The 19,733-nt window shown below is 65.4% G+C and carries 21 protein-coding genes; 8 read left to right on the plus strand and 13 right to left on the minus strand.

The annotated features are described in order from the left end of the window. Nucleotides 1-6 precede the first annotated feature (6 nt). Complete coding sequence (locus tag JFU57_RS19735) at nt 7-420, plus strand: NUDIX hydrolase (RefSeq protein WP_201130498.1); 414 nt, start codon at nt 7-9, stop codon at nt 418-420. A 23-nt stretch (nt 421-443) separates the two neighbouring features. Here JFU57_RS19735 and JFU57_RS19740 read toward each other — a convergent pair whose 3' ends face one another. The 4 genes from JFU57_RS19740 to argC form a co-directional block, all read right to left on the minus strand. After that, on the minus strand, nt 444-845 hold the full coding sequence (locus JFU57_RS19740) for a hypothetical protein (RefSeq protein WP_201130499.1): 402 nt from the start codon (nt 843-845) through the stop codon (nt 444-446). Nucleotides 846-879: 34 nt separating this feature from the next. Beyond that, nucleotides 880-1,176 carry a cyclic-phosphate processing receiver domain-containing protein gene (locus JFU57_RS19745; RefSeq protein WP_078472601.1) on the minus strand — a complete coding sequence of 99 codons (297 nt, stop codon included), beginning with the start codon at nt 1,174-1,176 and terminating at the stop codon, nt 880-882. Between the two features lie 384 nt (nt 1,177-1,560). Next, on the minus strand, nt 1,561-1,992 hold the full coding sequence (locus JFU57_RS19750) for a hypothetical protein (protein ID WP_078472600.1): 432 nt from the start codon (nt 1,990-1,992) through the stop codon (nt 1,561-1,563). 120 nt (nt 1,993-2,112) lie between these two features. Next, a complete protein-coding gene (gene argC / locus JFU57_RS19755; RefSeq protein WP_201130500.1) occupies nt 2,113-3,042 on the minus strand; it encodes an N-acetyl-gamma-glutamyl-phosphate reductase in 930 nt (309 codons plus the stop codon). Nucleotides 3,043-3,154: 112 nt separating this feature from the next. Between argC and JFU57_RS19760 the strand changes: the two genes are divergently transcribed. After that, a complete protein-coding gene (locus tag JFU57_RS19760) occupies nt 3,155-4,039 on the plus strand; it encodes a LysR family transcriptional regulator (RefSeq protein ID WP_201130501.1) in 885 nt (294 codons plus the stop codon). A gap of 6 nt (nt 4,040-4,045) precedes the next feature. On the opposite strand, the gene JFU57_RS19765 is transcribed toward JFU57_RS19760, so the two are convergent. Further along, complete coding sequence (locus JFU57_RS19765) at nt 4,046-4,750, minus strand: hypothetical protein (protein WP_201130502.1); 705 nt, start codon at nt 4,748-4,750, stop codon at nt 4,046-4,048. Nucleotides 4,751-4,919: 169 nt separating this feature from the next. Between JFU57_RS19765 and JFU57_RS19770 the strand changes: the two genes are divergently transcribed. Continuing rightward, nucleotides 4,920-5,549: a DMP19 family protein gene (locus JFU57_RS19770; protein ID WP_201130503.1), complete on the plus strand. Its 630-nt coding sequence runs from the start codon at nt 4,920-4,922 to the stop codon at nt 5,547-5,549. Here the strand turns inward: JFU57_RS19770 and JFU57_RS19775 are convergent. Next, the gene (locus JFU57_RS19775; RefSeq protein ID WP_201130504.1) at nt 5,537-6,496 is read right to left on the minus strand and encodes a 2-hydroxyacid dehydrogenase; all 960 of its coding nucleotides are present in this window, start codon (nt 6,494-6,496) and stop codon (nt 5,537-5,539) included. The genes JFU57_RS19770 and JFU57_RS19775 overlap by 13 nt on opposite strands. A 52-nt stretch (nt 6,497-6,548) precedes the next feature. Then, the gene (locus JFU57_RS19780; RefSeq protein ID WP_201130505.1) at nt 6,549-7,211 is read right to left on the minus strand and encodes a glutathione binding-like protein; all 663 of its coding nucleotides are present in this window, start codon (nt 7,209-7,211) and stop codon (nt 6,549-6,551) included. A 96-nt stretch (nt 7,212-7,307) separates the two neighbouring features. On the opposite strand from JFU57_RS19780, the gene JFU57_RS19785 reads away from it, so the two are divergent. Together JFU57_RS19785 and JFU57_RS19790 are read left to right on the plus strand one after the other, a co-directional pair. Beyond that, the gene (locus tag JFU57_RS19785) at nt 7,308-8,156 is read left to right on the plus strand and encodes a LysR family transcriptional regulator (RefSeq protein ID WP_201130506.1); all 849 of its coding nucleotides are present in this window, start codon (nt 7,308-7,310) and stop codon (nt 8,154-8,156) included. Nucleotides 8,157-8,259: 103 nt separating this feature from the next. Continuing rightward, nucleotides 8,260-8,598, plus strand: coding sequence for a DUF5713 family protein (locus JFU57_RS19790; RefSeq protein WP_078472592.1), 339 nt, complete (start codon nt 8,260-8,262; stop codon nt 8,596-8,598). A gap of 18 nt (nt 8,599-8,616) precedes the next feature. Here JFU57_RS19790 and JFU57_RS19795 read toward each other — a convergent pair whose 3' ends face one another. Next, entirely contained in the window at nt 8,617-9,111 is a 495-nt protein-coding gene (locus tag JFU57_RS19795; RefSeq protein ID WP_201130507.1) for a PaaI family thioesterase, read from the minus strand. Nucleotides 9,112-9,455: 344 nt separating this feature from the next. On the opposite strand from JFU57_RS19795, the gene JFU57_RS19800 reads away from it, so the two are divergent. The 3 genes from JFU57_RS19800 to JFU57_RS19810 all read left to right on the plus strand — a co-directional run bounded on the left by JFU57_RS19800 (nt 9,456) and on the right by JFU57_RS19810 (nt 12,097). Continuing rightward, on the plus strand, nt 9,456-10,934 hold the full coding sequence (locus JFU57_RS19800; protein ID WP_201130508.1) for a hypothetical protein: 1,479 nt from the start codon (nt 9,456-9,458) through the stop codon (nt 10,932-10,934). A 37-nt stretch (nt 10,935-10,971) separates the two neighbouring features. Further along, nucleotides 10,972-11,268 carry a hypothetical protein gene (locus tag JFU57_RS19805; protein WP_078472589.1) on the plus strand — a complete coding sequence of 99 codons (297 nt, stop codon included), beginning with the start codon at nt 10,972-10,974 and terminating at the stop codon, nt 11,266-11,268. Between the two features lie 310 nt (nt 11,269-11,578). Beyond that, a complete protein-coding gene (locus tag JFU57_RS19810; protein ID WP_342032569.1) occupies nt 11,579-12,097 on the plus strand; it encodes a GNAT family N-acetyltransferase in 519 nt (172 codons plus the stop codon). 15 nt (nt 12,098-12,112) lie between these two features. Here the strand turns inward: JFU57_RS19810 and JFU57_RS19815 are convergent, their stop codons facing one another. The 5 genes from JFU57_RS19815 to JFU57_RS19835 form a co-directional block, all read right to left on the minus strand. Beyond that, entirely contained in the window at nt 12,113-14,554 is a 2,442-nt protein-coding gene (locus tag JFU57_RS19815; protein WP_201130509.1) for a TonB-dependent siderophore receptor, read from the minus strand. A gap of 104 nt (nt 14,555-14,658) precedes the next feature. Beyond that, nucleotides 14,659-15,621 carry a FecR family protein gene (locus JFU57_RS19820; RefSeq protein ID WP_078472586.1) on the minus strand — a complete coding sequence of 321 codons (963 nt, stop codon included), beginning with the start codon at nt 15,619-15,621 and terminating at the stop codon, nt 14,659-14,661. Next, nucleotides 15,614-16,147: an RNA polymerase sigma factor gene (locus tag JFU57_RS19825; protein ID WP_078472585.1), complete on the minus strand. Its 534-nt coding sequence runs from the start codon at nt 16,145-16,147 to the stop codon at nt 15,614-15,616. The genes JFU57_RS19820 and JFU57_RS19825 overlap by 8 nt, the downstream gene beginning before the upstream one ends. 220 nt (nt 16,148-16,367) lie before the next feature. Then, nucleotides 16,368-16,997, minus strand: a complete 630-nt coding sequence (locus JFU57_RS19830; protein WP_201130510.1) for a DUF6348 family protein — start codon at nt 16,995-16,997, stop codon at nt 16,368-16,370. Between the two features lie 255 nt (nt 16,998-17,252). Beyond that, nucleotides 17,253-19,700, minus strand: a complete 2,448-nt coding sequence (locus JFU57_RS19835) for a TonB-dependent siderophore receptor (protein ID WP_201130511.1) — start codon at nt 19,698-19,700, stop codon at nt 17,253-17,255. Nucleotides 19,701-19,733 lie beyond the last annotated feature (33 nt).

Genomic DNA, 19,733 nt, shown 5'->3' on the forward strand with positions numbered 1-19,733 from the left:
GTGTGCATGTCACGAATAGATAAAGCCTGCCCCGTGGTGCTGCGGCATGCCGCGGCGTTGCAGGTCCTGGCCTTTGCCCACCCCCTGGCGGGCTTGCAGCTGGTCAAGGGCAGCCTCGAACCGGGCGAAGCCAGTGCGGTCGCGGCGGTCCGGGAGCTGGCCGAGGAGGCGGGGATAAAGGGCGAAGTGATCGCTGACCTGGGACTTTGGGTTGCCCCCCAGACCGGCCAGCGCTGGGCGTTCCATCAGTGTCGGGTTGCACCTGACCTGCCTGACACCTGGACGCACTTTGCCGCAGACGACGGTGGCCATGAATTCAGATTCTTTTGGCATCCCCTGGCCAATGAGCCGTCTGCGCAGTGGCATCCCTTGTTCCAGGGCGCCTTGGCCTTTCTGCGTCAGCGCCTGGGGCCCATCTAGGCTCGCAGGCGCCCGCCTGCTATTTAGCTCGCGTGCGGCGGGTGATAGGAGGCGAACCGTTGCCGGTGCTGGACGGTTAGCGCGCAGGCGCCGGAGTGCGCCTGGGTGCCTGGCGACTGCCAGCTGCGGCGTTCGCCGCTGTAGGTGTGGATCACTTCGGCGCTGTCCCAGAACAGCTGTTGCAGCAGGCTTTCGAACTCAACCAGCCAGTCATCCTCGAAACTCCAGGCGTCCTTGTAATAGGCGGCGAAATGCAGCAGATGGCCGTAGTAGCACTGGCCTCGTGCGTTCGGCGTCAGGGCGAAGAGCGGCCTGGTCAGCCGTGCGCCGGATACCGGCAAACGGTCGAGCACCGCCTGGTTATGGGCTTGAGCGTCTTCCGCGCGGCTGAAGCAATGGATGAACCCATACAGGATGCTGCTCATGAGCGGTGGCGCATTGGGGAAACCTCGCGGGCCTTCAGTTCTGTTTGGCCAGGCGCAGAATCGAGCCGACGCCGGCCCGCATTTTTTCCACGGCTGAGGCGTTGGCGGAATGCACGTGAATCAGCGGTGGGCAAAAACCGTCGAGGGCCACAGCTTCCTCGATCCACAGGATCACGTCGTAGCCGGTGCCCCGCTCATCATCCCCCAGGTCATGGTCGAGGCTGATCTCGGTCACGCCGCCGGCCTTGAGCAGCGCGATGACTTCGTCCGGCCAGTAGGTCCGCACCCAGCCCTCGGGGGTCTGGCGCTCATCGTCGAGGTAGATTTTCATCGGTGGCTGATCACTCCCTGGTTGATCGACGGCGTTTTGTCTGCGGCCTGATCCGTATTTTTCAATCTGATCCGTATTTTTGTGGGCTATCTGCGTCTGTAATCAGTACAGCCATCGCCTCACACTAGCGCGAACTTTCGCGGCCTCGCAGCCGCCGTCACCCGCACTGATAATTTAGGATGCCCAATGTTCAAGATGGCGATGTTCCTCGGTGGATTTCTGGCTTTAACCATCCTGATCGGGATGCTGGCGACCATTTCTCCGGTCTAGGCCGTGCGCGGGTTGCAGCCCTGACTGCCCTGGCAGCAGGCGCTGCATCGGCCTTTTTTGCCTCAGCTTTGCGCCTCGCGGCGCAGAGTCACGGCGCCGCCCATGCCAAGCGGATCAGGCGGCGGCCTGGGCCTGCAACTGCAGGCTGCCATCCACGTCCTTGACCAGGCCACTGGCCACGAACAAGGGCTTGAGGCGCTTGTGCAGCTCGGGTTGGACAAATTCCTTGACCGTGTCCAGGGCCAGTTCGCCGCTGACTTCCAGCTCGGCCTTGGTGTAGGACAACCAGGCCTTCTTCAGGGCCTGCAACACGTCGCTGCCGGCGGTGGAGGCGAAGCGGCGGTTGGCCTGCTGCCCGTCGAAGTTGAAGCTGTGCGCGTGCTCGTAACCGGTTTCGTCGCCGGCGCTGGCCAGGCAGCGGCTGCAGGTGCAAGGGCCGTTGCCGAACGCTGTACGCAGATAGGTGTTGAAGTCCACCACCGGCTTGAGTGCCAGGCGTTTATCGACTTCGAACAGATCCCCGGTCATTTTTTCGTCATTACTCAACGTCCATTTCCTCACAGTCATGCGGCTGATTTTTACAGCGCGGCACAATAGCAGCCGGATCGATGACGCGGGTATTTTTTGCCCGTCCGGCGTGCGCCGACAAGCGCACGCCGGAGCCGATCAAAGGGCGCCCAGCATCAAATCCAGGTTCTGCACCGCCGCGCCAGCCGCGCCCTTGCCCAGGTTGTCGAACACCGCCGCCAGCACCACCTGGCCGCTCTGTTCGTCGCCGCAGACCATCAGCCGCACATCGTCGGTGCCGTTCAGCGCCTGGGGATCGAGGTGGGTCAAGGCCTGCGCCTCGGCAGCGGGCAGTACCTGCACGTGGCGTGTCTCGGCGTAGTAGGTATCCAGGCAGGCCTGCAAGTGCCGGGCGTCGACCCCCGGTGCCAGCAACCGCAGTTGCAGAGGGATGGTCAGCACAATGCCCTGGCGAAACGCACCGTAGGCCGGCACGAACAGTGGCCGCTGGCTGAGGCCGCTGTGTTGCTCGATCTCCGGCACGTGCTTGTGGGTCAGTTGCACGCCGTAGACCTGGAACGGCGTGGCCTGGGCCGCGTTCGGTCCTTCATAGGCCTCGACGCCGGCCCGGCCCTGGCCGGAATAACCCGACACCGCATTGATCGTGACCGGGTAATCCCGGGGCAGCAGCCCGGCCTCGATCAGCGGACGCAGCAGGGCAATGGCGCCAGTGGGGTAGCAGCCGGGGTTGCTGACCCGCCGCGAGCGGGCAATGCGCTGCGTCTGTTGCGGGTGCATTTCGGCGAACCCGTAAGTCCAGTCCGGATGCGTGCGGTGGGCCGAGCTGGCATCGATCACGCGCACCGCCGGGTTTGCAATCGAGGCCACGGCGTCGCGCGCGGCGGCGTCGGGCAGGCACAGCAGGGCGATGTCGCAGGCGTTGATCGCCTCGGCGCGGTGCTGCGGGTCCTTGCGGTGCTCAGGCGCCAGGGTCACCAGCTGCAGATCGCTGCGCGAGTGCAGGCGTTGCTGGATCTGCAAACCGGTGGTGCCTTGGTCGCCGTCGATAAATACCAGTGGAGTGCTCATGGGGTTCTCGGACAGTGGAGAGGAGAGGCGCCCATGGTCAGTCAGCGGGTAAGATAGGAAAAGTTGAATTTAATAACGATCAGATTCAGTTTTTCTGAATGAGGAGCAGGTCATGCGTGAGATCAGCCTCGACCGGCTGCGCACCCTGGTGGCGATTGCCGACCTGGGTTCCTTTGCCGAAGCGGCGCGGGTGCTGAACCTGGCGCCGCCCACTGTCAGCCTGCATATCGCCGACCTTGAAGCGCGGCTGGGGGGCAAGCTGCTGTCGCGCACCCGGGGGCAGGTCCAGCCGTCGGTGATCGGCGCCACCCTGGTGGAGCGCGCGCGCCGGCTGCTGGCCGATGCCGAGCAGGCGTTGCAGGAAGTGGAGCGGCAGATCCAGGGCCTCAGTGGCCGAGTACGCCTGGGGGCCTCCACCGGGGCCATCGCCCAGTTGCTGCCCCAGGCCCTGGAAACCCTGAGCCAGTGGCACCCGGATATCGACGTGCAGGTGCGGGTCTTGACCTCCCAGGAAAGTTTGCAGGAACTGGCCGCGGGCTCATTGGAAATCGGCCTGGTGGCGCTGCCGCAGACCGCGGTCAAGGGCTTGCTGATCGAGCCCTGGCGCCGGGACCCGGTCATGGCCTTTTTGCCGGCGCGCTGGGAATTGCCGGCCGTGGTCACCCCCGAATGGCTGTGCACCCAGCCGTTGATTCTGAATGACCACAGCACCCGCCTGGCGCGCCTGACCGCGGATTGGTTCGCCAGCAGCGCGGCCCAGCCCACGCCGCGGATCCAGCTCAACTACAACGATGCGATCAAGAGCCTGGTGGCGGCCGGCTACGGCGCCACGTTGTTGCCCCACGAGGCCAGCACGCCGCTGCCGGACACCCGGATTGCCATGCGGCCCTTGCAGCCCTTGCTCTGGCGGCAACTGGGAATCGCCCACCGCGACCAGGACATCGAGCGCTCGACCCAGCACGTGCTGCACGTCTTGCGCGGCCTGAGTGCCGGGTAGGGCGCCTCAGCGGTAGTAGTACTTGGCGGGGTAGGTGTAGGTGCGCCCCTGATCGGCGCACCACTGGGGGAAGCTGCCGCTCGGCGCCCTGGAGTAGGCGATCCAGTCGGCGATCAGGTCCTGGTACGCCAGCAGTTCGGTGTGCAGGTGCTGCAAGCGCTCGGGCTCGGTGGCGCCGGTTATCAGGGCCTGGGCGCGGGCCAGCTCATCCAGAGCGTACTGGACCTCGCCGATGAAATGGCTTTCATCGAGGTGGTGGGTGGCATGGTCGGCGCTGGACAAGTGATGGTCGATCAGGCGCATGCGCACCGGGGTATCGGCCGGATTCAGGGCCAGGGCCCTGAGCAGCAGTTCATGCTCATTGCGCTGCAAGCCGAGCCAGCGCAACGGCACCTGGGCGTTGGGTTGCTCGTCGACCCAGGCCTGGAGCGTGGGCAGCAGGAACCGGCTCATCAGCGGCTGGTTCAGGAGATGATGCGCCTCGTGGGTCCGGGCGTTGGCTTCGAAAATGTCCACGGCCAGAGCACGCTGGGTGGCGGTGTCGAACGACGATGCGCTCGCGAGGAACTGTTCCAGCGCGCTGAACGCTTCACGCCGCAGGCCTTTTTCGCGCATGCGGCAATACTGCGCCAGCGCTTGCAGTCCGGGCTGGGCCTCAAAGTGCGCCGCCAGCGTCAGCAGCCCTTCGAAGTTCGGTTGGTTCCAATACATTGCAGTCTCCAGACACAGGGCCGGCCTGTGTGCGATTCTCCTTCGGCGCGCCGCCATGGCCGCCTGGTGCGCGCCTATCCGAGAGGCGCCTGCCCCTTGGGGCCGCGCTATAGTACCCGCGCTCAACCCCGTCACCACAGCCCCTTCAATGCCCGTCAGGATTTGCCTTATGCCCCACAACCCCATCACCCGCATCACCTTCGACGACACCATGCTCTGCGTGGGCTGGGCCGATGGCCTGGAATTGCGCCAGCACCTGACCCGCTTCGACCGCTTACGAGAAGCCAGCGCCGCACAGCGCGCCGATTTTCAGATTATTGACGAGGGCACTTCGGTGGTTTGGCCGCACCTGGCTGCCGATGGCGAGACCATCGATGGCATCGAATGGATCTGGGAGCACCTGTGCAACCAGGCCCTGGGGCGTTTGCGTGCCCAGGAGTGGCACCTGGACCAGGTGAGTGCCAAGGATCAGGCGATCGTCGCCCTCTGGCGCCTGGAGGCCGATGGCTACAACGGCGGTTTTCTGCAGTTTTTCTGCAACTGGGGCGACCAGACCTACGACCTGGCCGTGGCGGCCTTGCAGGCCATTGGCGCCGAGCGCATCCGGGAGCTGGTGAGCCGCCAGCGGCAACTGATCGATCACCTCGACGGCCATCCGCAACTCAAGGAATTGTGGGACATTCCGGGGCTGCTCAGCGATGACGAGCACGAGCTGATCAGCGGCGAACTGGACGCGAAGCTGTGGGAAGTCGCCGTGGAAATCCCGGCCCTGGCGGTGCGGCATTTCTACCCGGGCTGAACCTGCTCCAGCACCGGCGTCAGCAACGGCCGACCGGCAAAAAACGCCTCCAGGTTGTCGATCACCAAGTGCAGGGTGGCGCTGACCGCCTCGGGCGAGCGCCCGGCGATGTGCGGGGTCAGGATCAGGTTATCCAGGCCCAGCAGCGAGCTCGGTACTTCGGGTTCGCCTTCGACCACATCCAGGGCCGCGCCGGCAATCTGCCGCTGCCGCAGGGCCTGGGCCAGGGCGCTGCTGTCGACCACGCTGCCCCGGGCGATGTTGACCAGGTAACCCTCCGGCCCCAGGGCCTGCAGCACTGCCGCATCCACCAGGTGCAAGGTCCCGGCACCGCCGGGGGTGGCGACGATCAGGAAGTCGGCCCAGGCCGCCAGCGCCTGCGGCGTCGGGAAGTACTGCAAGGTTGAATCCGGCCGTGGATGCCGGCTGTGATAGGCCACTGCCATGGCGAACCCGCCGGCGCCGCGCCGGGCAATCTGCTGGCCGATATTGCCCAGGCCGAGGATCCCCAGGTTCTTGCGCGACAGCAGCGGACGCGGCTGGCGCGATTGGCTCCACAGGCCGTGGCGCACCGCCGCGTCGGCCTGGACAATGCCGCGCACCAGGGCCATCAGCAGCGCGATGGCATGGTCGGCCACCGACTCATCGTTGGTCCCCGGGCCGTGACTGACCTGGATCCCGCGTGCGCGGGCGGCGGGCAGATCGATCTGTTCATAACCGGCGCCCTGGGCACAGATGATGCCCAGGTTCGGCAGTGCCTCGATTTCCGCCGCGGCAAGCCCGGTGGAGCCGTTGGTCAATACGCCCTGGACCTTCGGCCCCAGGGTCCTGATGGCCTGGGCCCGCTCCCGGGCAGTGAGCGCCAGGTGCAGGGTGAAGCCCGCCGCCTCGAGGCGGGCAAGGCTGGTTGGCGCCAATTCAATCAGAACCAGAAGGTCTCGGGTCATGGCGGTGCGCTCTGGGTCGGGGGAGGGGGGACGGCCTATTTACCCTAGACGATCAGACGCACGTGTCACCCGCCACGTGCAAAAAATGAGGCAGCCCCTCGACGGCGACGGTCTGCTGCACCGAGCTCCTGGCGGCCACCCGGGCGGCGAAGGCCTGGAGGTGGGCCCAGGGCGCCAGATCCAGGCCGATGCGCCGGGCCCAGGTCAGCATCACGAACAGGTAGGCGTCCGGCGCGGTGAAGGCATCGCCCATCAGGAACTGCCGGCCCTGCAGATGCCGGTCGACATAGGCCAGGCGCGGCGCCACATGGACCCGCGTCTGGGCCTGGCCCTCGGCGGTCTTGGACAGGAAGTTGGCGGCGACCCCGTTGTGGCGCTCGGGGGTGATGAAGTTTTTGTGCAGGTCGGTGGCGATAAAGCTGAGCCATTCCAGTTCGTGATAACGTCGCCGCTCGCCGGCGGCTGCCAGCAGGTTTTTCTCGGGGGCCTGGTCGGCGATCCAGGTCAGGATGGCCAGGCACTCCGTCAGCCGGTCGCCGTCGTCCAGGGTCAGTGCGGGCACGCAGGATTTCGGATTGATCAGGTGGTAGTCGCCCTGGGCCCAGGTCTTGCTGGCCAGGTCGACCCGCTCGGCGCGAAACGGCACGCCGGCTTCATGCAGCAGAATATGCGCGGCCATGGAACTGGCGCCGGCGGCATAGAATAAAGTCAGCATCGTGGTGCTCCTCAAGTCATCAGAGCCGCATCTTCTCAAACCTCTGGATCCGGTGAATCCCGTGAAAACGCAGACCAAGCGTGCGCAAATGCAGCCATGTTGAACTGGCAGGATCTTCAGTATTTTCTGGCGGTGGCCGAACACGGCTCGCTGTCCGCGGCAGCACAGGCGCTGGGGGTTGATCACACCACCGTCAGCCGGCGGGTGGCGAGCCTTGAGTCCGGTACCGGGCTCAAGTTGATCGACCGCTTGCCGCGCAGCACCCGGCTCACCGAACAGGGGCTGGCCCTGGTGCGGGCGGCGGCGCCGATGGCCGTTATCGCCAACGATGTGCAGCGGCATGTGCGCGGCCAGGGCCCGGGCATTTGCGGCACGGTGGTGATCAGCGCGCTGCCACTCCTGGCGTCCCTGGTGATCGCCCCCAGTCTGGCGCGCTTGCGTTGCAGCCACCCGCAATTGCAGGTGGTGCTCAGTGCGACCCCGGCCCTGGCGTCCCTTGAACGGGGCGAGGCCGACCTGTCGCTGGGCCTGGTGCGGCCCGAGGCGCAAGGCCGTGTCGTGCGCAAGGTGGGCCAGTTGCCATTGGCCCTTTATGGGCATGCGGGCCATGCCGGCACCGCGCCCGAGGACTGGGTGTTTATCGGTTTCGAGCGCAGCCTGGAGCACATTGCCCAGCAGCGCTGGCTACTGGACGTCGCGGGCGCGCGGCCCTTTGTGCTGCGCAGCAACGATGTGCAGACCCAATACCAGGCGGTGAAATCCGGGCTCGGCCTGGGGCTGTTGCCCTGCCTGCTGGGCGATGCGGACGAGCAACTGGTCCGGCTCCAGGTCGATGCCGCGCCGCTGACGCGCACGTTGTGGCTGTCGGTGCACGCCGATATCCGTAAAACACCGGCGGTGCGGGTGGTGATGGATCATCTGATCGCCACGTTCGGGCAGTTGTGAGGGCGTTACGGCGCTTATTTTCTTGGCAGGACGGAGCCGGGCGTTTAACGTGCGCCGGCACCCTTTGACCGTACTGTTTCAACTCCAGGGAGAGGCGCCCGCCATGAGCATCAGCAACCCGGCACTGCAGCACTATCCGTTCCTGGCCGAGATGGCCGGGGACTCGTACTACCCGCCGCATCTGGTCGCCAAGGGCCAGCAACTGCTGGCGGCCCTGTGCGCCAGCATCGAAGCCCAGGCCCCGAAGGACCTGGACGCCTTGTACGCCCTCACTCACGCCACCACCGAGCAGTTCAACAGCCTCGCCGAAGCGTTCGACGAGCAAGGCAGCGAGATCGAAACCGTCGCCCGTGAGTGCATCGGCGCCGACGTCGCGGCGATTGCCACGGCCTACGGTTTCGATGCCGACATTGAAGAGCTGATCAGCCCGCGCGACTGGTGAGCCGGCACTGACCGCGCCTCACTCCTCCCGGCCATGGGCGTTTGCCGCCAACTGGCCGGTATCGACCCGCACGAACACCGAGTCGCCGATGGCCGTCAGCACGTCGCCGGCGTAGACCTCGCAGATCACCCGGCTCTTGCGCCCGACCGGGCCGTCGACCCGGGCGCGCAAGGTCAGGGCGACGCCCATCGGCGTCGGCTTGATGAACTTGATGCCCAGGTTGCCGGTGACGCAGTCGATGCGCGGCAGGCTGCCGGGCTCACGGTTTTGCGCACGGTAGTGGTAAGCCATGGCGGTCCAGTTCGAATGGCAGTCCACCAGCATCGCAATCAGCCCGCCATACACCAGGTCGGGCCAGCCGCAATATTTGGCTTCGGGGGTATGTTCGGCCAGCACGTGCACCCCGTCCTCGTGCCAGTGGCTCTTGATGTGCAGCCCGTGGGGGTTGCTGCTGCCGCAGCCGTAGCAGACGCCTTCAGGCGCGGCGCTGTCTTGCAGGGGGAGATCGTCCATGGATGCACCTTGTTGTTTTTGGAAAGGGTTGCCTCGGCCTTGAGCCGGGGCCGGCGAGTCGCGCGTTCGCGCTGAGCGCCCTTGAGTCGGGGATGATAATTGTTCGATTGGCCTGGCGCTGCCCATGCCTGCAAATAATCAGCGCGGCGGACATGCGGCCCGCCAGCCTACCGGCTGATTGCGCCACGAATCCGCCCGGGGAATCGGCGAGCAGGTCGCAATTTCGCTGAAGACAGATCGCGTCCGTGGCGCTTGGGGCCTATCATCCGATGCGCCGTGAACATTGACCGGCCCTGACTCGACCGAGACCCCACCCTCGGCATCCCCCTGGATACGGACGCCCCATGCCTCGATCAAAACTGTTGGTCACCCTGTCTGTCGTGCTGATCGGCGCCGCGGCGCTGTGGTACGTGTGGATGCTCGTCAGCGCCAGGCTTGAGCTGGGCGGCGCCAGCCCCGACCGGCAAACCCTGGGCCGCGTGCAGGCCCCCCAGCAGCGCGCCATGACCCAGTACTGCACCGGCGTGGTCGTCACGCCCCAGGGCACCTGGCTGGTGGGGCGGGTTGAGGCGCGCTCCAACCTGTTGCCGGCTGCACCCGAGGCGCTCGACCTGGATGCGCTGGTCTACGGCAAGGCCGGCGAGCCCCAGGAAGAGGAGGGCTCGGGGGCTTTTGCGAGCTTGATGCAGCCCCGCGAAAAGGAGGTTTCCTTTATCTCCCGGCTCGACGCCAACGGGCAGTTTCAGCGAATTGCCCAGGTCGGCGAGGTGGCGTGCCTGGTGGCCAGCCCGGACGGCAGCAGTGTGTTTCTGCTGACCGGCCTGAAACGGCCGCAGACCGCTGGCCGCGACGATGCAATCAGCCAGACCGTGGTCCTGCGCAGCGACGATCAGGGCAAAAGCTGGACCTGGCTGCGCCAGGGGCTGTTTCCCCAGGTCGAATCACTGGCTGAGAACCTCAGGCCGTATTTCCATGGCCCGGATGAGATCTGGGCCCTGGGCACCCCCAGCGGCCTGGACAACGAAGATGGCACCGACCGCCCCGGTGCCATTGACACCGGGCTGTTCTACTCGGCCGATCGCGGGGCCAGCAGCACGCCCATCGTCGCCGCCGAGTCGCTGCTGGTGCCCGCCGAGTACGCCCACGGTACGCGGCCCGAAGTGCGGGAATGGCACAGCGGCGACCCCTATGGCGAGATCCGCAACCATGTCGTGCAGCTCGATGCCCAGCGCGCGGTGCTCTGGGTTTCCCAACGTTTCTGGGGCAGCCACCCGGACGGCGTCAGCGACCACATCGCGGCCACTGTCACCACCCGCGCCCAGTTACAACGCAGCGGCGGGCACTGGCAGGTGACGTCGCTGCAGCGCGAAGACGGCCTGTACGTCGACGCCCTGGAAGACAACGGCGCCGGCCGGATCGTCGGCGTGATCGACCAGGGGACCGGGAGCCGCGATCGGGTGGCCGAGCTGGACACCACCACCTTTGCCTGGCGCGTGCTGAGCGAGCTGCCCAGTGTGTTTGCGCCCCTGGCCTCGGACAGTCACCTGCGGGGCGGCAACTTCTGGGTCGGACGCAACAGCCTGGTGGTCAACACCTGGAGCGAACACCGGCCGCCGCGCTGGCTTTACGGGTGGTCGGACGCCAGCATTTCTGCCAGCGCGACCTTCTACTCCAAGGATTGGGGTCAGTCCTGGCAGCGTTTGGCCATCGACGGCTATCTGGGCACCCTGGGTTTCCAGGGGGCCGAGGACCGGGTGATCTGGGCCAAGGGCAACTGGTATGACAGCAACGACCTCGGGGTCTATTCCTACGGTTTACAGTGAGGGCGAGGCGGTGTTGCCAGGCGTCGGACAAGGCGGGATGACCCGCGATTACGGCCAGCGTACCTGCGATCGCTGCGGCCAGCAGATCACCGCTTACTGCCCTTCGGTGCAGACGTTTTCCGCCATCGGCGCTTTTCTGGACCAGGGCCGGGACGCGGTGCTGGCCAAGATCATCGAATGGGAAGGGGTGGATTTGCCGACCCTGACCCAGTACTACGACCATCGCATGCAGCCCACCTGCCGGGTCAAAGTCGCCTTCTGCGCATTTTGCGCCGGGCCGTTGCGAACCTGGCGCGCCCGGCAATGCATGCATTGCCTGCGCGACTGGCACTGAGCGGGCCGGGCGCCGGATACCGACGGGCCTGGCTGTTTGTGCAACGCCGGGGTCGGCCAATGCAGCCTGAAGTTGCTAGTCCTTCCCCCGTCGATCTGGTGCACAAGGAGCCCACAGTTCCTAATGCCGATCAGTTAAGCGCTAGAGCGAACGAAACATAACCTGTGGCGAGGGAGCTTGCTCCCGTGGGGCCGGCCGGGGCTCCGGGGCGTAGCAGTCCCATTTTTGGGGCCGCTGCGCGGCCCAGCGGGAGCAAGCTCCCTCGCCACAATGACGGTGCTTGCCCTTAACTGACTGGCATTAGCCCACAGTGCCTGTTTTTGAAACCCCGAGATTGATCGTCCGCTCGCTGTCGCACCATGATCTGCCGGCATTGACCGCGATTCTGGGTGACCCGCAGGTGATGCAGTATTCGATCCGTGGCGTGTGCGATGAGCAGGCCACGGCGCAGTTTATCGATTGGTGCCTGGGGTGTTATGCGAGCCATGGCATGGGCCCCTGGGCCCTGGAAGACAAGGCAAGCACCGAGTTGGTGGGATTTTGCGGAGTGGCCCCGGAAACCGTGGCCGGGGTCGAGGAGGCCGGGCTGGGTTATCGCCTGGCCACCCGCTACTGGAACCGGGGGCTGGCGTCCGAGGCGGCGCGGGGCGTGATCGATCACGTGTTTGCCGCCGGGCAGGTCGAGTCCTTGGTGGCGATTATCGAGCCGGCCCACGGCGCCTCGCAGCGGGTGGCCGAGAAGGTCGGTTTCAGCGAGTTCGAGGCGCTGGAGTTCCACGCCCGGCCGGTGCGGCTGTACCGTTTGCAGCGGCAGGCGTGGAGTCGCTGAGGGCGAGCCGGGTCTTCAGAAGTCCCAGCGGGTGCTGAGCATGAAATTGCGCGGTTCGCCGTAGGCGGCGGAGTTATAGAAGCCGATGTTGGTGTAGTACGACTTGTCGAAGATGTTGTTGACGTTGAGGGTCGCCGAGAGGTTTTTGCTGATCTGGTAGCGGGTCATCAGGTCCACCAGCCAGTAGGCGTCCTGGGACACATCTTCGTACTTGCCCAGTGGCGCGTTGTAGATCGGCTGCCAGCCCACGCTCTGCCAGCGCACGCCACCGCCCACGGTCAAGCCGTCCAGGCGGCCGCGCAATTTGTAGCTGGTGTAGAGGCTGACCTGGTCTTCTGGTTCGAAGGTGGAAATCTTGGCGTCGTTCTCGTCGCGCACGACCTTGTGGGTGTAGCCGGCCTGGACCTGCCAGTTCGGGGTCAGTTCGCCGGAAAGCTCCAGCTCATAGCCCTTGGTCGTGGCCTTGGTGCCCTTGAACGCGTAGTTGGTCGGCTGGGGCCGCAGGTTGTTGTAGTCGTCGTCGGGCATCGCGCGGTTGGTTTCGTGGATCTCGAAATAGGCCAGGCTGGTGTTGAGGCGGCCTTCGAAATACTCGCCCTTGAGGCCCAGTTCGTAGTTCTGCCCTTCGTCGGGCTCGAGGATCTTGTCGTCGCGGTCTTTGTTCCAGCTTTCCTGGGGCATGAAGATGTCGGTGTAGCTGGCATACAGCGAATAGGTGTCGTTGAGGTCATAGACCGCACCGACGTAAGGCACGAAGCGCCCCGACTCGCGGTAGGACGGGGTCAGGCCGGTCAGGTGGTAATTGACCACGCGCCCGCCCAGCAGCAGTTTCAGGTCGTCGCTGAGGTTGAGCCGGGTGCTCATGTAGGCCCCGGTCTGGCGCACCACTTCGTCGATGCGGTATTGCAGCGGGCCCCAGTCCGGCTCCGCAAGTTTGCCGTTCCAGTGGTTGAAATCCACCACGTTGCCGTTTTGGTAGGTGACGTCCCAGTAGCTCTTGCCGGTCCAGTGCGAGGTGCCGATGGAGCCGCCGAGCACCAGTTCGTGTTCGCGCCCGAACAGGGTGAATGGGCCGCTGACATACAGGTCGCCGGAGTCGCTGATGGTTTCGCCGATGTATTTGCCCGGGGTGATCTTGGCCGTGCCGTCGGCATTGGGCAGGTCGCCCTGGATCGAGCCGAGCACCGCGTGGTAGCCGTTGATCTTGTGGTCCAGTTGCAGCTTGGTGATCCAGCCATCGCCCAGGTCGTGCTCCAGGGTGGCGAAGGCGGTGCGGGTGTATTGCTCCCAGCGGCTCCAGTCGGTGGCGTTGTTGAACGAGCGCGAGACTTCGTTGTGGCCGCCGCTGGAGTTGATCAGCGGGAAGCTGCCGGACCAGCTGGAGCCCTTGGGGTTGGTGTCCTGGTAGTCGCCGCCGACGGTCAGCAGGGTGTCGGGCGAAAGGTCGAATTCAAGGATGCCGTAGTACACCGAGCTGTTGCGCGAGTAGTGGTCCATGAACGAGTTCTTGTCCTGATAGGCCGCCACGGCACGCCCGCGGACATTGCCGGTTTCGGTCAGGGGGCCGCCCAGGTCCAGCTCGCTGCGGTAGTTGTCCCAGGAGCCCATGCCCAGGGTGGCGTGGCCCTGGAAGTCGGCACTGGGCTTCTTGCGCACCAGGTTGATGGTGGCGCCCAGGGAGCCGGCGCCGCTGAGCAGGCCGGTGGCGCCCTTGAGCACCTCGACCCGGTCGTAGATCGCCATGTCGCTCAGGGTGTTGCCCGCCGAGTAGGCCACGTTGCGCACGGTGGAAGGAATCCCGTCGTACTGGAAATTGTTGATCGAGAAACCGCGGGCGTAGTAGTTGGTGCGGTCGCTGTCGAAGGCCGAGACGGTGATGCCCGGGGTGTGGCGCATCACGTCGTCGACGTTGTTGAGGCCGAAGTCGTCCATGTGCTGGCGGGTGATCACGGTGATCGACTGCGGGGTTTGCCGGGGTGTGAGCACCAGCCGGGTGGCGGTGGCGATGGTGCCGGGGGTGTAGGAGCCGCTGCCCTCGGTGACGGTGCCCAGCTGGTTGCTGACGATATTGGTGGCGCCCAGTTCCAGGCTGCCGCTGCTTTCGGGCAGGGGGGTCAGCAGCACCGCATTCGGGCCATTGCGCTCAAAGCCCAGGCGGCTGCCGGCCAGCAGTTCTTGCAGGGCCTGCTGGGTGCTCATGCGGCCATTGACCCCCGGCGACTCGATGCCCTGGGCCATGCCTGACGCATAGGCAATCTGCAGCCCGCTCTGCTCGCTCAACTGGTCGAGGGCATTGGCCAGCGGCTGGCGGGCAATGGCGAAGGCATGGGTGCTGAGCACCTGATCGTCCGAGGTGGCGGTCGCCGGCTCGACGGCCGCAGCCTGGGCGCAGGCCAGGCAGATGGCCAGGGCCAAAGTGGAGGTGGCGTAGCTGGGCTTGAGTGTTGGGAAGTGCATGCGGACACCGTGCTAATAAGAATTATTTGCAAAAGCAAGCTCCTTGACGGGTTGGCATCACCAAAGCCGTAAAACTTTTTTCAGGAATTTCACGACCGGCTTTTTCAGCGAATCACCAGGATCCCACCCGGCAGGCGGGTGAGTTGGGCCGAGGCCACTTTGCTCAAGGCCTGGGCGACCGCCAGCGGGTCGTCCAGCTGGTAATTGCCGCTGACCCGGCTCTGGGCCACGCGGTCGTCGAGCACCAGAATCGGCGCCGGGTAATAGTGCCGCAGCTCCCCCAGCACCTCGGCCAGGGGCCGGTCCTGGAAGGACAGGCGGCCATTGACCCAGGCCATCTGCCGTTCGCCGCCCTCAAGGTTCAAGGCTTGCAGCTGCCCGTCCCTGAGTTGCTGCCAGTTGCCGGCCTGCAACAGCGCCTGCTGGCCGCCGTGATTGGCAAAGCGCACCCGGCCTTCACGCACCGCCACCGTCACCCCTTGTTCACGACGACTGACGCTGAACTGGGTGCCGACCACGGTCACTGTGGATTCGCCGGCCTCGATGGTCAGCGGGCGCGTGGTGTCGTGGAAGGCTTCGACGTACAACTCGCCGCGCAACAGGCGGATGTGGCGCTGTCTGTCGTTGATCTCGCTGCTGATGGCGCTGTCGCCCCCGAGCACGACATGGGAGCCGTCGGCCAGCTCCAGGCGCTGCACCTGGGCCACGGCGGTCAGGTGATCGGCTTGCAGACGCAAGGGCACATCGGCCATCCAGCCGGCGCCCAGCATCAACACCAGCGCCGCTGCGCTGGCCAGCCAACGGCGGTGGTGGCGCACCCGGGGGCGGGCCGGAGGCAGTTCCAGGTCGAGGGCCAGGTGTTGCAGGGCCTGCTCGAACGCGCTGGCATTCCACAGGGCTTGCAGCTCGGCATAGGCCGCGGCATGTTGCGGGTCGGCTGCGTGCCACTGTTCGAAGCGTTGACGCAGCAGCGGGTTGTGGGCCATGGCCTCGCGTTGGCTGAACCAGTGGCTGGCCTGTGCTCGCAGCGCTGCGCTGGGCGGGGCATGGGGGCGCTGTTCAGTCATGGGGGCTCTGCAGGTCGGTGGCTTTGAGGCAGGCCTCAAGGGCGTGGCGCAGGTCTTTTTCCACGGTGCTCAGGGAAACCTGCAGGCGCTGGGCAATCTCGCTTTGCGCCAGGCCCTGGAGTTTATGCAAAACGAGGATTTGTTGCTGGCGTTTGGGCAGGGTCCCGAGCACCTGCTGGAAACGCTGTAATTGCTGCTGGCCCTGGGCGTGGCTTTCCGGGCCCGGAGCCGTGGTGGGAACTTCGGCAACCCGATCTTCATCGCTGTAGGAGCATTCGAAGCGGCGCTTGCTGCGCTGGTTGCGCAGGTGGTCGAACGCCAGGTACTGGGCGGTCTGGTACAGAAACGGCCGCAGGTGTTCGATGGGCCGGGTGCCCAGGGCCTTGGCCACCTTGAGGTAGGTTTCCTGGGCCAGGTCCTCGGCCAGGCTGGCGCAGCCGACCACCCGCGACAGCATGCGAATCAACGCCCCGCGCTGATCGATAAACAGCACGCTGAGTTCTTGCTGATTGTCCCCGGTGTCCATGACCTTCTGCCCCCATGACCTGATGCGTCATCTGCATGACCGGCGGTATTCTAATGAGAATCCCTATCATTACCAGCTTAATCGCCCAGGCCTGCGAACCGGCGTAGCGGCTGGACGCTGGTCCGCCGAGGGCGTCGGGGCATATCAGGGGCAGGGGCTGCGCTGGGGACGGTCAGCGCAGCCTCGCCTTGCTCGGCAGCGGCTACCGTGCTGGCTCAGATCATTGTGCAATGCACAGCGCAAAATGGCGGAAGCTGTAGAAGCCTTCGGTTTCCGGCCACTGCGCCTGTTGCAGCGCCTCCAGGGCCTGGGGCCAAGGCTGGTTGTTGAGCAGCGCCTCGTACGTCGGCTCGCCCTTCACATTGACATAGAGCACCCGGCACGCCGTTACCCGGCTGGCGCTGGCCTGCTGTTCAAGGGTGCGCTGGATCAGGTCGAACAGCATTGGGGGCGGCGAGACCTCGACCCCGGCTGAGGTCCGCACGCCAATGTTGCCCAGGTACAGCCGATGGGGGTGGCCGGCGACCGTGATGTCCGCACGTTGCACCTGCTCTTCATCGGTCTGGTCCCAGAAGGCCGACAGAAACACATGCAACGAGTTGCGCATAAAGTTGGCCCAGGCATCGGCCAGGCCTTTTTCGCCTTCGCCCAGACCTGCAAAACTTTCATTGATCAGCACGCCGGCTTCAACCAGCACATCGATCGACAGGCGCCCTAGTGTCTCCTGGGGATACCAGCTGGCGCGGATCGCGGGCAGCTCGCCATAGGGCAGGACCCACTCGTCCTCGGTGGCGCACTCCAGGCCATGGCTGGTGATGAGTTCGAGCAGGGTTTCGGCGGGGTCAATCATGGGCACTCCAGGCCAGTGGCGACGTCGCTCGGCGACGATCAGGGCGTGCAAGTCTACGGGGTCGGCACGATCCTTTCGACGGGAAGTGGTGCTCGCGTGTTCAGATCACGCGCGCACCACAGGACCGGGGCGACTCGACGCCTGCCATTACCCCGGCCGGGGGCGAGGCCCTGGAGCCTGTTCACGCGCTGCTGCGCTTGGCGCATGGGGCGTCAACAATGCCTGAGCCTCGCCCGTCAGAGCGTGAACAGATGCTTAGAACTGCGGGGTGTACTTCACGCTGAGCATGAAATTGCGCGGGTCGCCGAAGCTGTTGCTGCCATTGAGCTGGTTGTAGCCGGGTACGTAGTAGTGCTTGTCGAACAGGTTGTTGGCGTTCAGCGCCAGGCCCACTTCCGGGCTCAACTGGTAGGCCAGGCGGGCGTTCCAAAGGGTGCTGCCAGGCACGTCGAAGGTGCGTTCATAACCCAGGGTGTGGCTCTGGCTGGTAAAGCCCAGGCCGGTGCTGACCCGGCTCCAGTCGCCGCTGAACTGATAGTCGCCCCAGACCCGCAGCATGTGCTTGGGCGTCCAGAGGCTGAACACCTTGCCTTTGTTTTGCGGGTCTGCGAGGTACTTGGTGGTGTTGTAGGTGTAGCCGGCGGACAGTTGCAGGCCGTCGAGCACCTCGCCGCTGATCTCCGCTTCCACCCCCTGGCTGCGGACCTTGCCCGACGCCACGGAGCAGTTGCCGCCGCCGCAGGCGCCATTGGTGTTGGGGTCTTCGATGGCGCGATTTTCCTGGTCGTAGCGAAACAGCGCCACCGAGGTGTTGACTCGGCCATCCAGCAGCTCGCCCTTGAGGCCGACTTCATAGTTGCTGCCGATCACCGGCTTGAGTGCGGTGCCGCTGGCGGTACGCGCGGTCTGTGGCTCGAAGACGTCGGTGTAGCTGGCGTATACCGCCCATTCCTGGCTCAGGTCGTAGACCACGCCGGCGTAGGGGGTGACCTCGCCGGTTTCGGTCATGGTGCTCGGTTCGTTGACGGTGTAGGCGTGGGTGATGGCCTGCTCGTTGGCGTCTTTGTAGGAGTAGTCGAACCAGCTGACCCGCGACCCCAGGACCAGCGTCAGGCGATCGATGGGCTTGACCCGCCAGCTGCCGTACAGGCCTTTCTGCCGGACTTCGTACTCGGCGTAAGTGGCGCGGCCGCCTGCGGTTTCCAGCAGCCCGCCGAAACTGACTGCGGGGCGGTGGTGGTCGATGTCGAAGACGCTATCGCTGCTGTTGTTGAAGGTCCTGGCGTAACGGTCGTCGGTAGTCAGCTTGGAGTAGTTGCCGCCCAGGGTGATTTCCTGGGCCATGGACAAGGCTTCGAAGCGACCGGTGAGGTTCATGTCGAGGCCAAACTTCTCGTGGTTGAAATCGGTGTACCAGTCGGCATAGGTCATGCCGGTGCCGTCCGCCTTGAGTCCTTGAGCCGTGGATTGCACTCGCTGGTGGGTCGATTCATTGTCTTCGCTCATGCGCACGGCACCGACCTTGAGGGCCCAGTCGTCGTTGAAGTGATGCTCGATATCGGCCTGCAGCGTGGTGACATTGATCTGCGAATGGTTCCAGGTGGCGCCGCTGTAGGTGGAACGCGGCAGGTTCAACGGGCTGCCGTCGGTAAAGCGCGGCAGGCCACGCACCATGGGCCGAGACTCGGCCTCGGTGCGGCTGACGGCCAGGCCCAGGGTGGTGGCGTCGCTCAGGTCGAAGTCCAGCGAGCCGTACAGCGAGTGGGTCTTGCTCCACTCGTAGTCGATAAACGAATGGCTCTGGTCTTCATCGGCCACCATGCGGCCGCGTACGGTGCCGCTGTCGTTCAACGGGCCGCCGGCGTCCAGTTGCAGGCCGTAGTGGTCCCAGGAGCCGGCCTTGCCGGTGAGGGTCACGGTGGGCTTGGCCTGGCCGCGCTTGCGCACCAGGTTGATCGCGCCGCCTGGGCTGCCAGTGCCTTGCAGCAGGCCCGAGGCGCCGCGCAGGACTTCCATGCGGTCGAAGAAAATCAGGTCCTGGGTCGCCCAGTTGCCCAGGGCGTAGATATTGCGCGGGATCGGCACGCCGTCGTATTGCCAGTCATCGATCTGGAAGCCGCGGGAGGTCAGGATCATGCCCTTGCCGATGCCCTGCACGCCCACCAGGCCGGTGGTCTGGTTGGCCGCGTCCTTGAGGTCGGTCAGGCCCTGGTCATCCATTTGCTTGCGGGTCATGACGCTGATCGACTGCGGGATTTCCTTGAGGCTGTGGCTGCCCTTGCCGATGGTCACGGCTTTGGCCGCATAGGAACCCGAGCCTTCGGTGATGCTGGGGTCGTCCACGCTGTGTTCGACGATGTGGGTCGCCCCCAGTTGCAGGCTGGTAGCGCTGTCGGCAGCCGGTTCGACACTGAAGTTGCCCTGTTCGGTCACCCGTAGCTGCAGCCCAGTGCCCGTCAGTGCGGTGTGCATGGCCTGGTCGGGGCTCATCTGGCCGATCACGGCCGAGGCCTGCTTGCCCTGCACCAGCGCTGGTTCCAGGGACACAATGCGCCCGCTCTGGCTGGCGATGGCATTCAGCGTGGCCGCCAGCGGGCCGGCCGGCAGGTTGAACGGCAAACGTTGTTCCTGCGCCAGGGCAGGGCTGGCCAGGGTCGCCAGGGCAACGGCGACGCAAAGGGCTTTAGGCCAAGGGTTGAGCACGGCATTCTCCTGATTGTTTGAACTCGTCAGGAG

The organism is Pseudomonas sp. TH07 (genome assembly GCF_016651285.1).
Taxonomy (GTDB): domain Bacteria; phylum Pseudomonadota; class Gammaproteobacteria; order Pseudomonadales; family Pseudomonadaceae; genus Aquipseudomonas.

Excerpts from the sequence above, each read along its gene's own strand:
- JFU57_RS19735 (WP_201130498.1), top strand. The coding sequence starts at position 7 with ATGTCACGAATAGATAAAGCCTGCCCCGTGGTGCTGCGGCATGCCGCG.
- JFU57_RS19740 (WP_201130499.1), bottom strand. The coding sequence starts at position 845 with ATGAGCAGCATCCTGTATGGGTTCATCCATTGCTTCAGCCGCGCGGAA.
- JFU57_RS19745 (WP_078472601.1), bottom strand. The coding sequence starts at position 1,176 with ATGAAAATCTACCTCGACGATGAGCGCCAGACCCCCGAGGGCTGGGTG.
- argC (WP_201130500.1), bottom strand. The coding sequence starts at position 3,042 with ATGAGCACTCCACTGGTATTTATCGACGGCGACCAAGGCACCACCGGT.
- JFU57_RS19760 (WP_201130501.1), top strand. The coding sequence starts at position 3,155 with ATGCGTGAGATCAGCCTCGACCGGCTGCGCACCCTGGTGGCGATTGCC.
- JFU57_RS19765 (WP_201130502.1), bottom strand. The coding sequence starts at position 4,750 with ATGTATTGGAACCAACCGAACTTCGAAGGGCTGCTGACGCTGGCGGCG.
- JFU57_RS19770 (WP_201130503.1), top strand. The coding sequence starts at position 4,920 with ATGCCCCACAACCCCATCACCCGCATCACCTTCGACGACACCATGCTC.
- JFU57_RS19775 (WP_201130504.1), bottom strand. The coding sequence starts at position 6,496 with ATGACCCGAGACCTTCTGGTTCTGATTGAATTGGCGCCAACCAGCCTT.
- JFU57_RS19780 (WP_201130505.1), bottom strand. The coding sequence starts at position 7,211 with ATGCTGACTTTATTCTATGCCGCCGGCGCCAGTTCCATGGCCGCGCAT.
- JFU57_RS19785 (WP_201130506.1), top strand. The coding sequence starts at position 7,308 with ATGTTGAACTGGCAGGATCTTCAGTATTTTCTGGCGGTGGCCGAACAC.
- JFU57_RS19790 (WP_078472592.1), top strand. The coding sequence starts at position 8,260 with ATGAGCATCAGCAACCCGGCACTGCAGCACTATCCGTTCCTGGCCGAG.
- JFU57_RS19795 (WP_201130507.1), bottom strand. The coding sequence starts at position 9,111 with ATGGACGATCTCCCCCTGCAAGACAGCGCCGCGCCTGAAGGCGTCTGC.
- JFU57_RS19800 (WP_201130508.1), top strand. The coding sequence starts at position 9,456 with ATGCCTCGATCAAAACTGTTGGTCACCCTGTCTGTCGTGCTGATCGGC.
- JFU57_RS19805 (WP_078472589.1), top strand. The coding sequence starts at position 10,972 with ATGACCCGCGATTACGGCCAGCGTACCTGCGATCGCTGCGGCCAGCAG.
- JFU57_RS19815 (WP_201130509.1), bottom strand. The coding sequence starts at position 14,554 with ATGCACTTCCCAACACTCAAGCCCAGCTACGCCACCTCCACTTTGGCC.
- JFU57_RS19820 (WP_078472586.1), bottom strand. The coding sequence starts at position 15,621 with ATGACTGAACAGCGCCCCCATGCCCCGCCCAGCGCAGCGCTGCGAGCA.
- JFU57_RS19825 (WP_078472585.1), bottom strand. The coding sequence starts at position 16,147 with ATGGACACCGGGGACAATCAGCAAGAACTCAGCGTGCTGTTTATCGAT.
- JFU57_RS19830 (WP_201130510.1), bottom strand. The coding sequence starts at position 16,997 with ATGATTGACCCCGCCGAAACCCTGCTCGAACTCATCACCAGCCATGGC.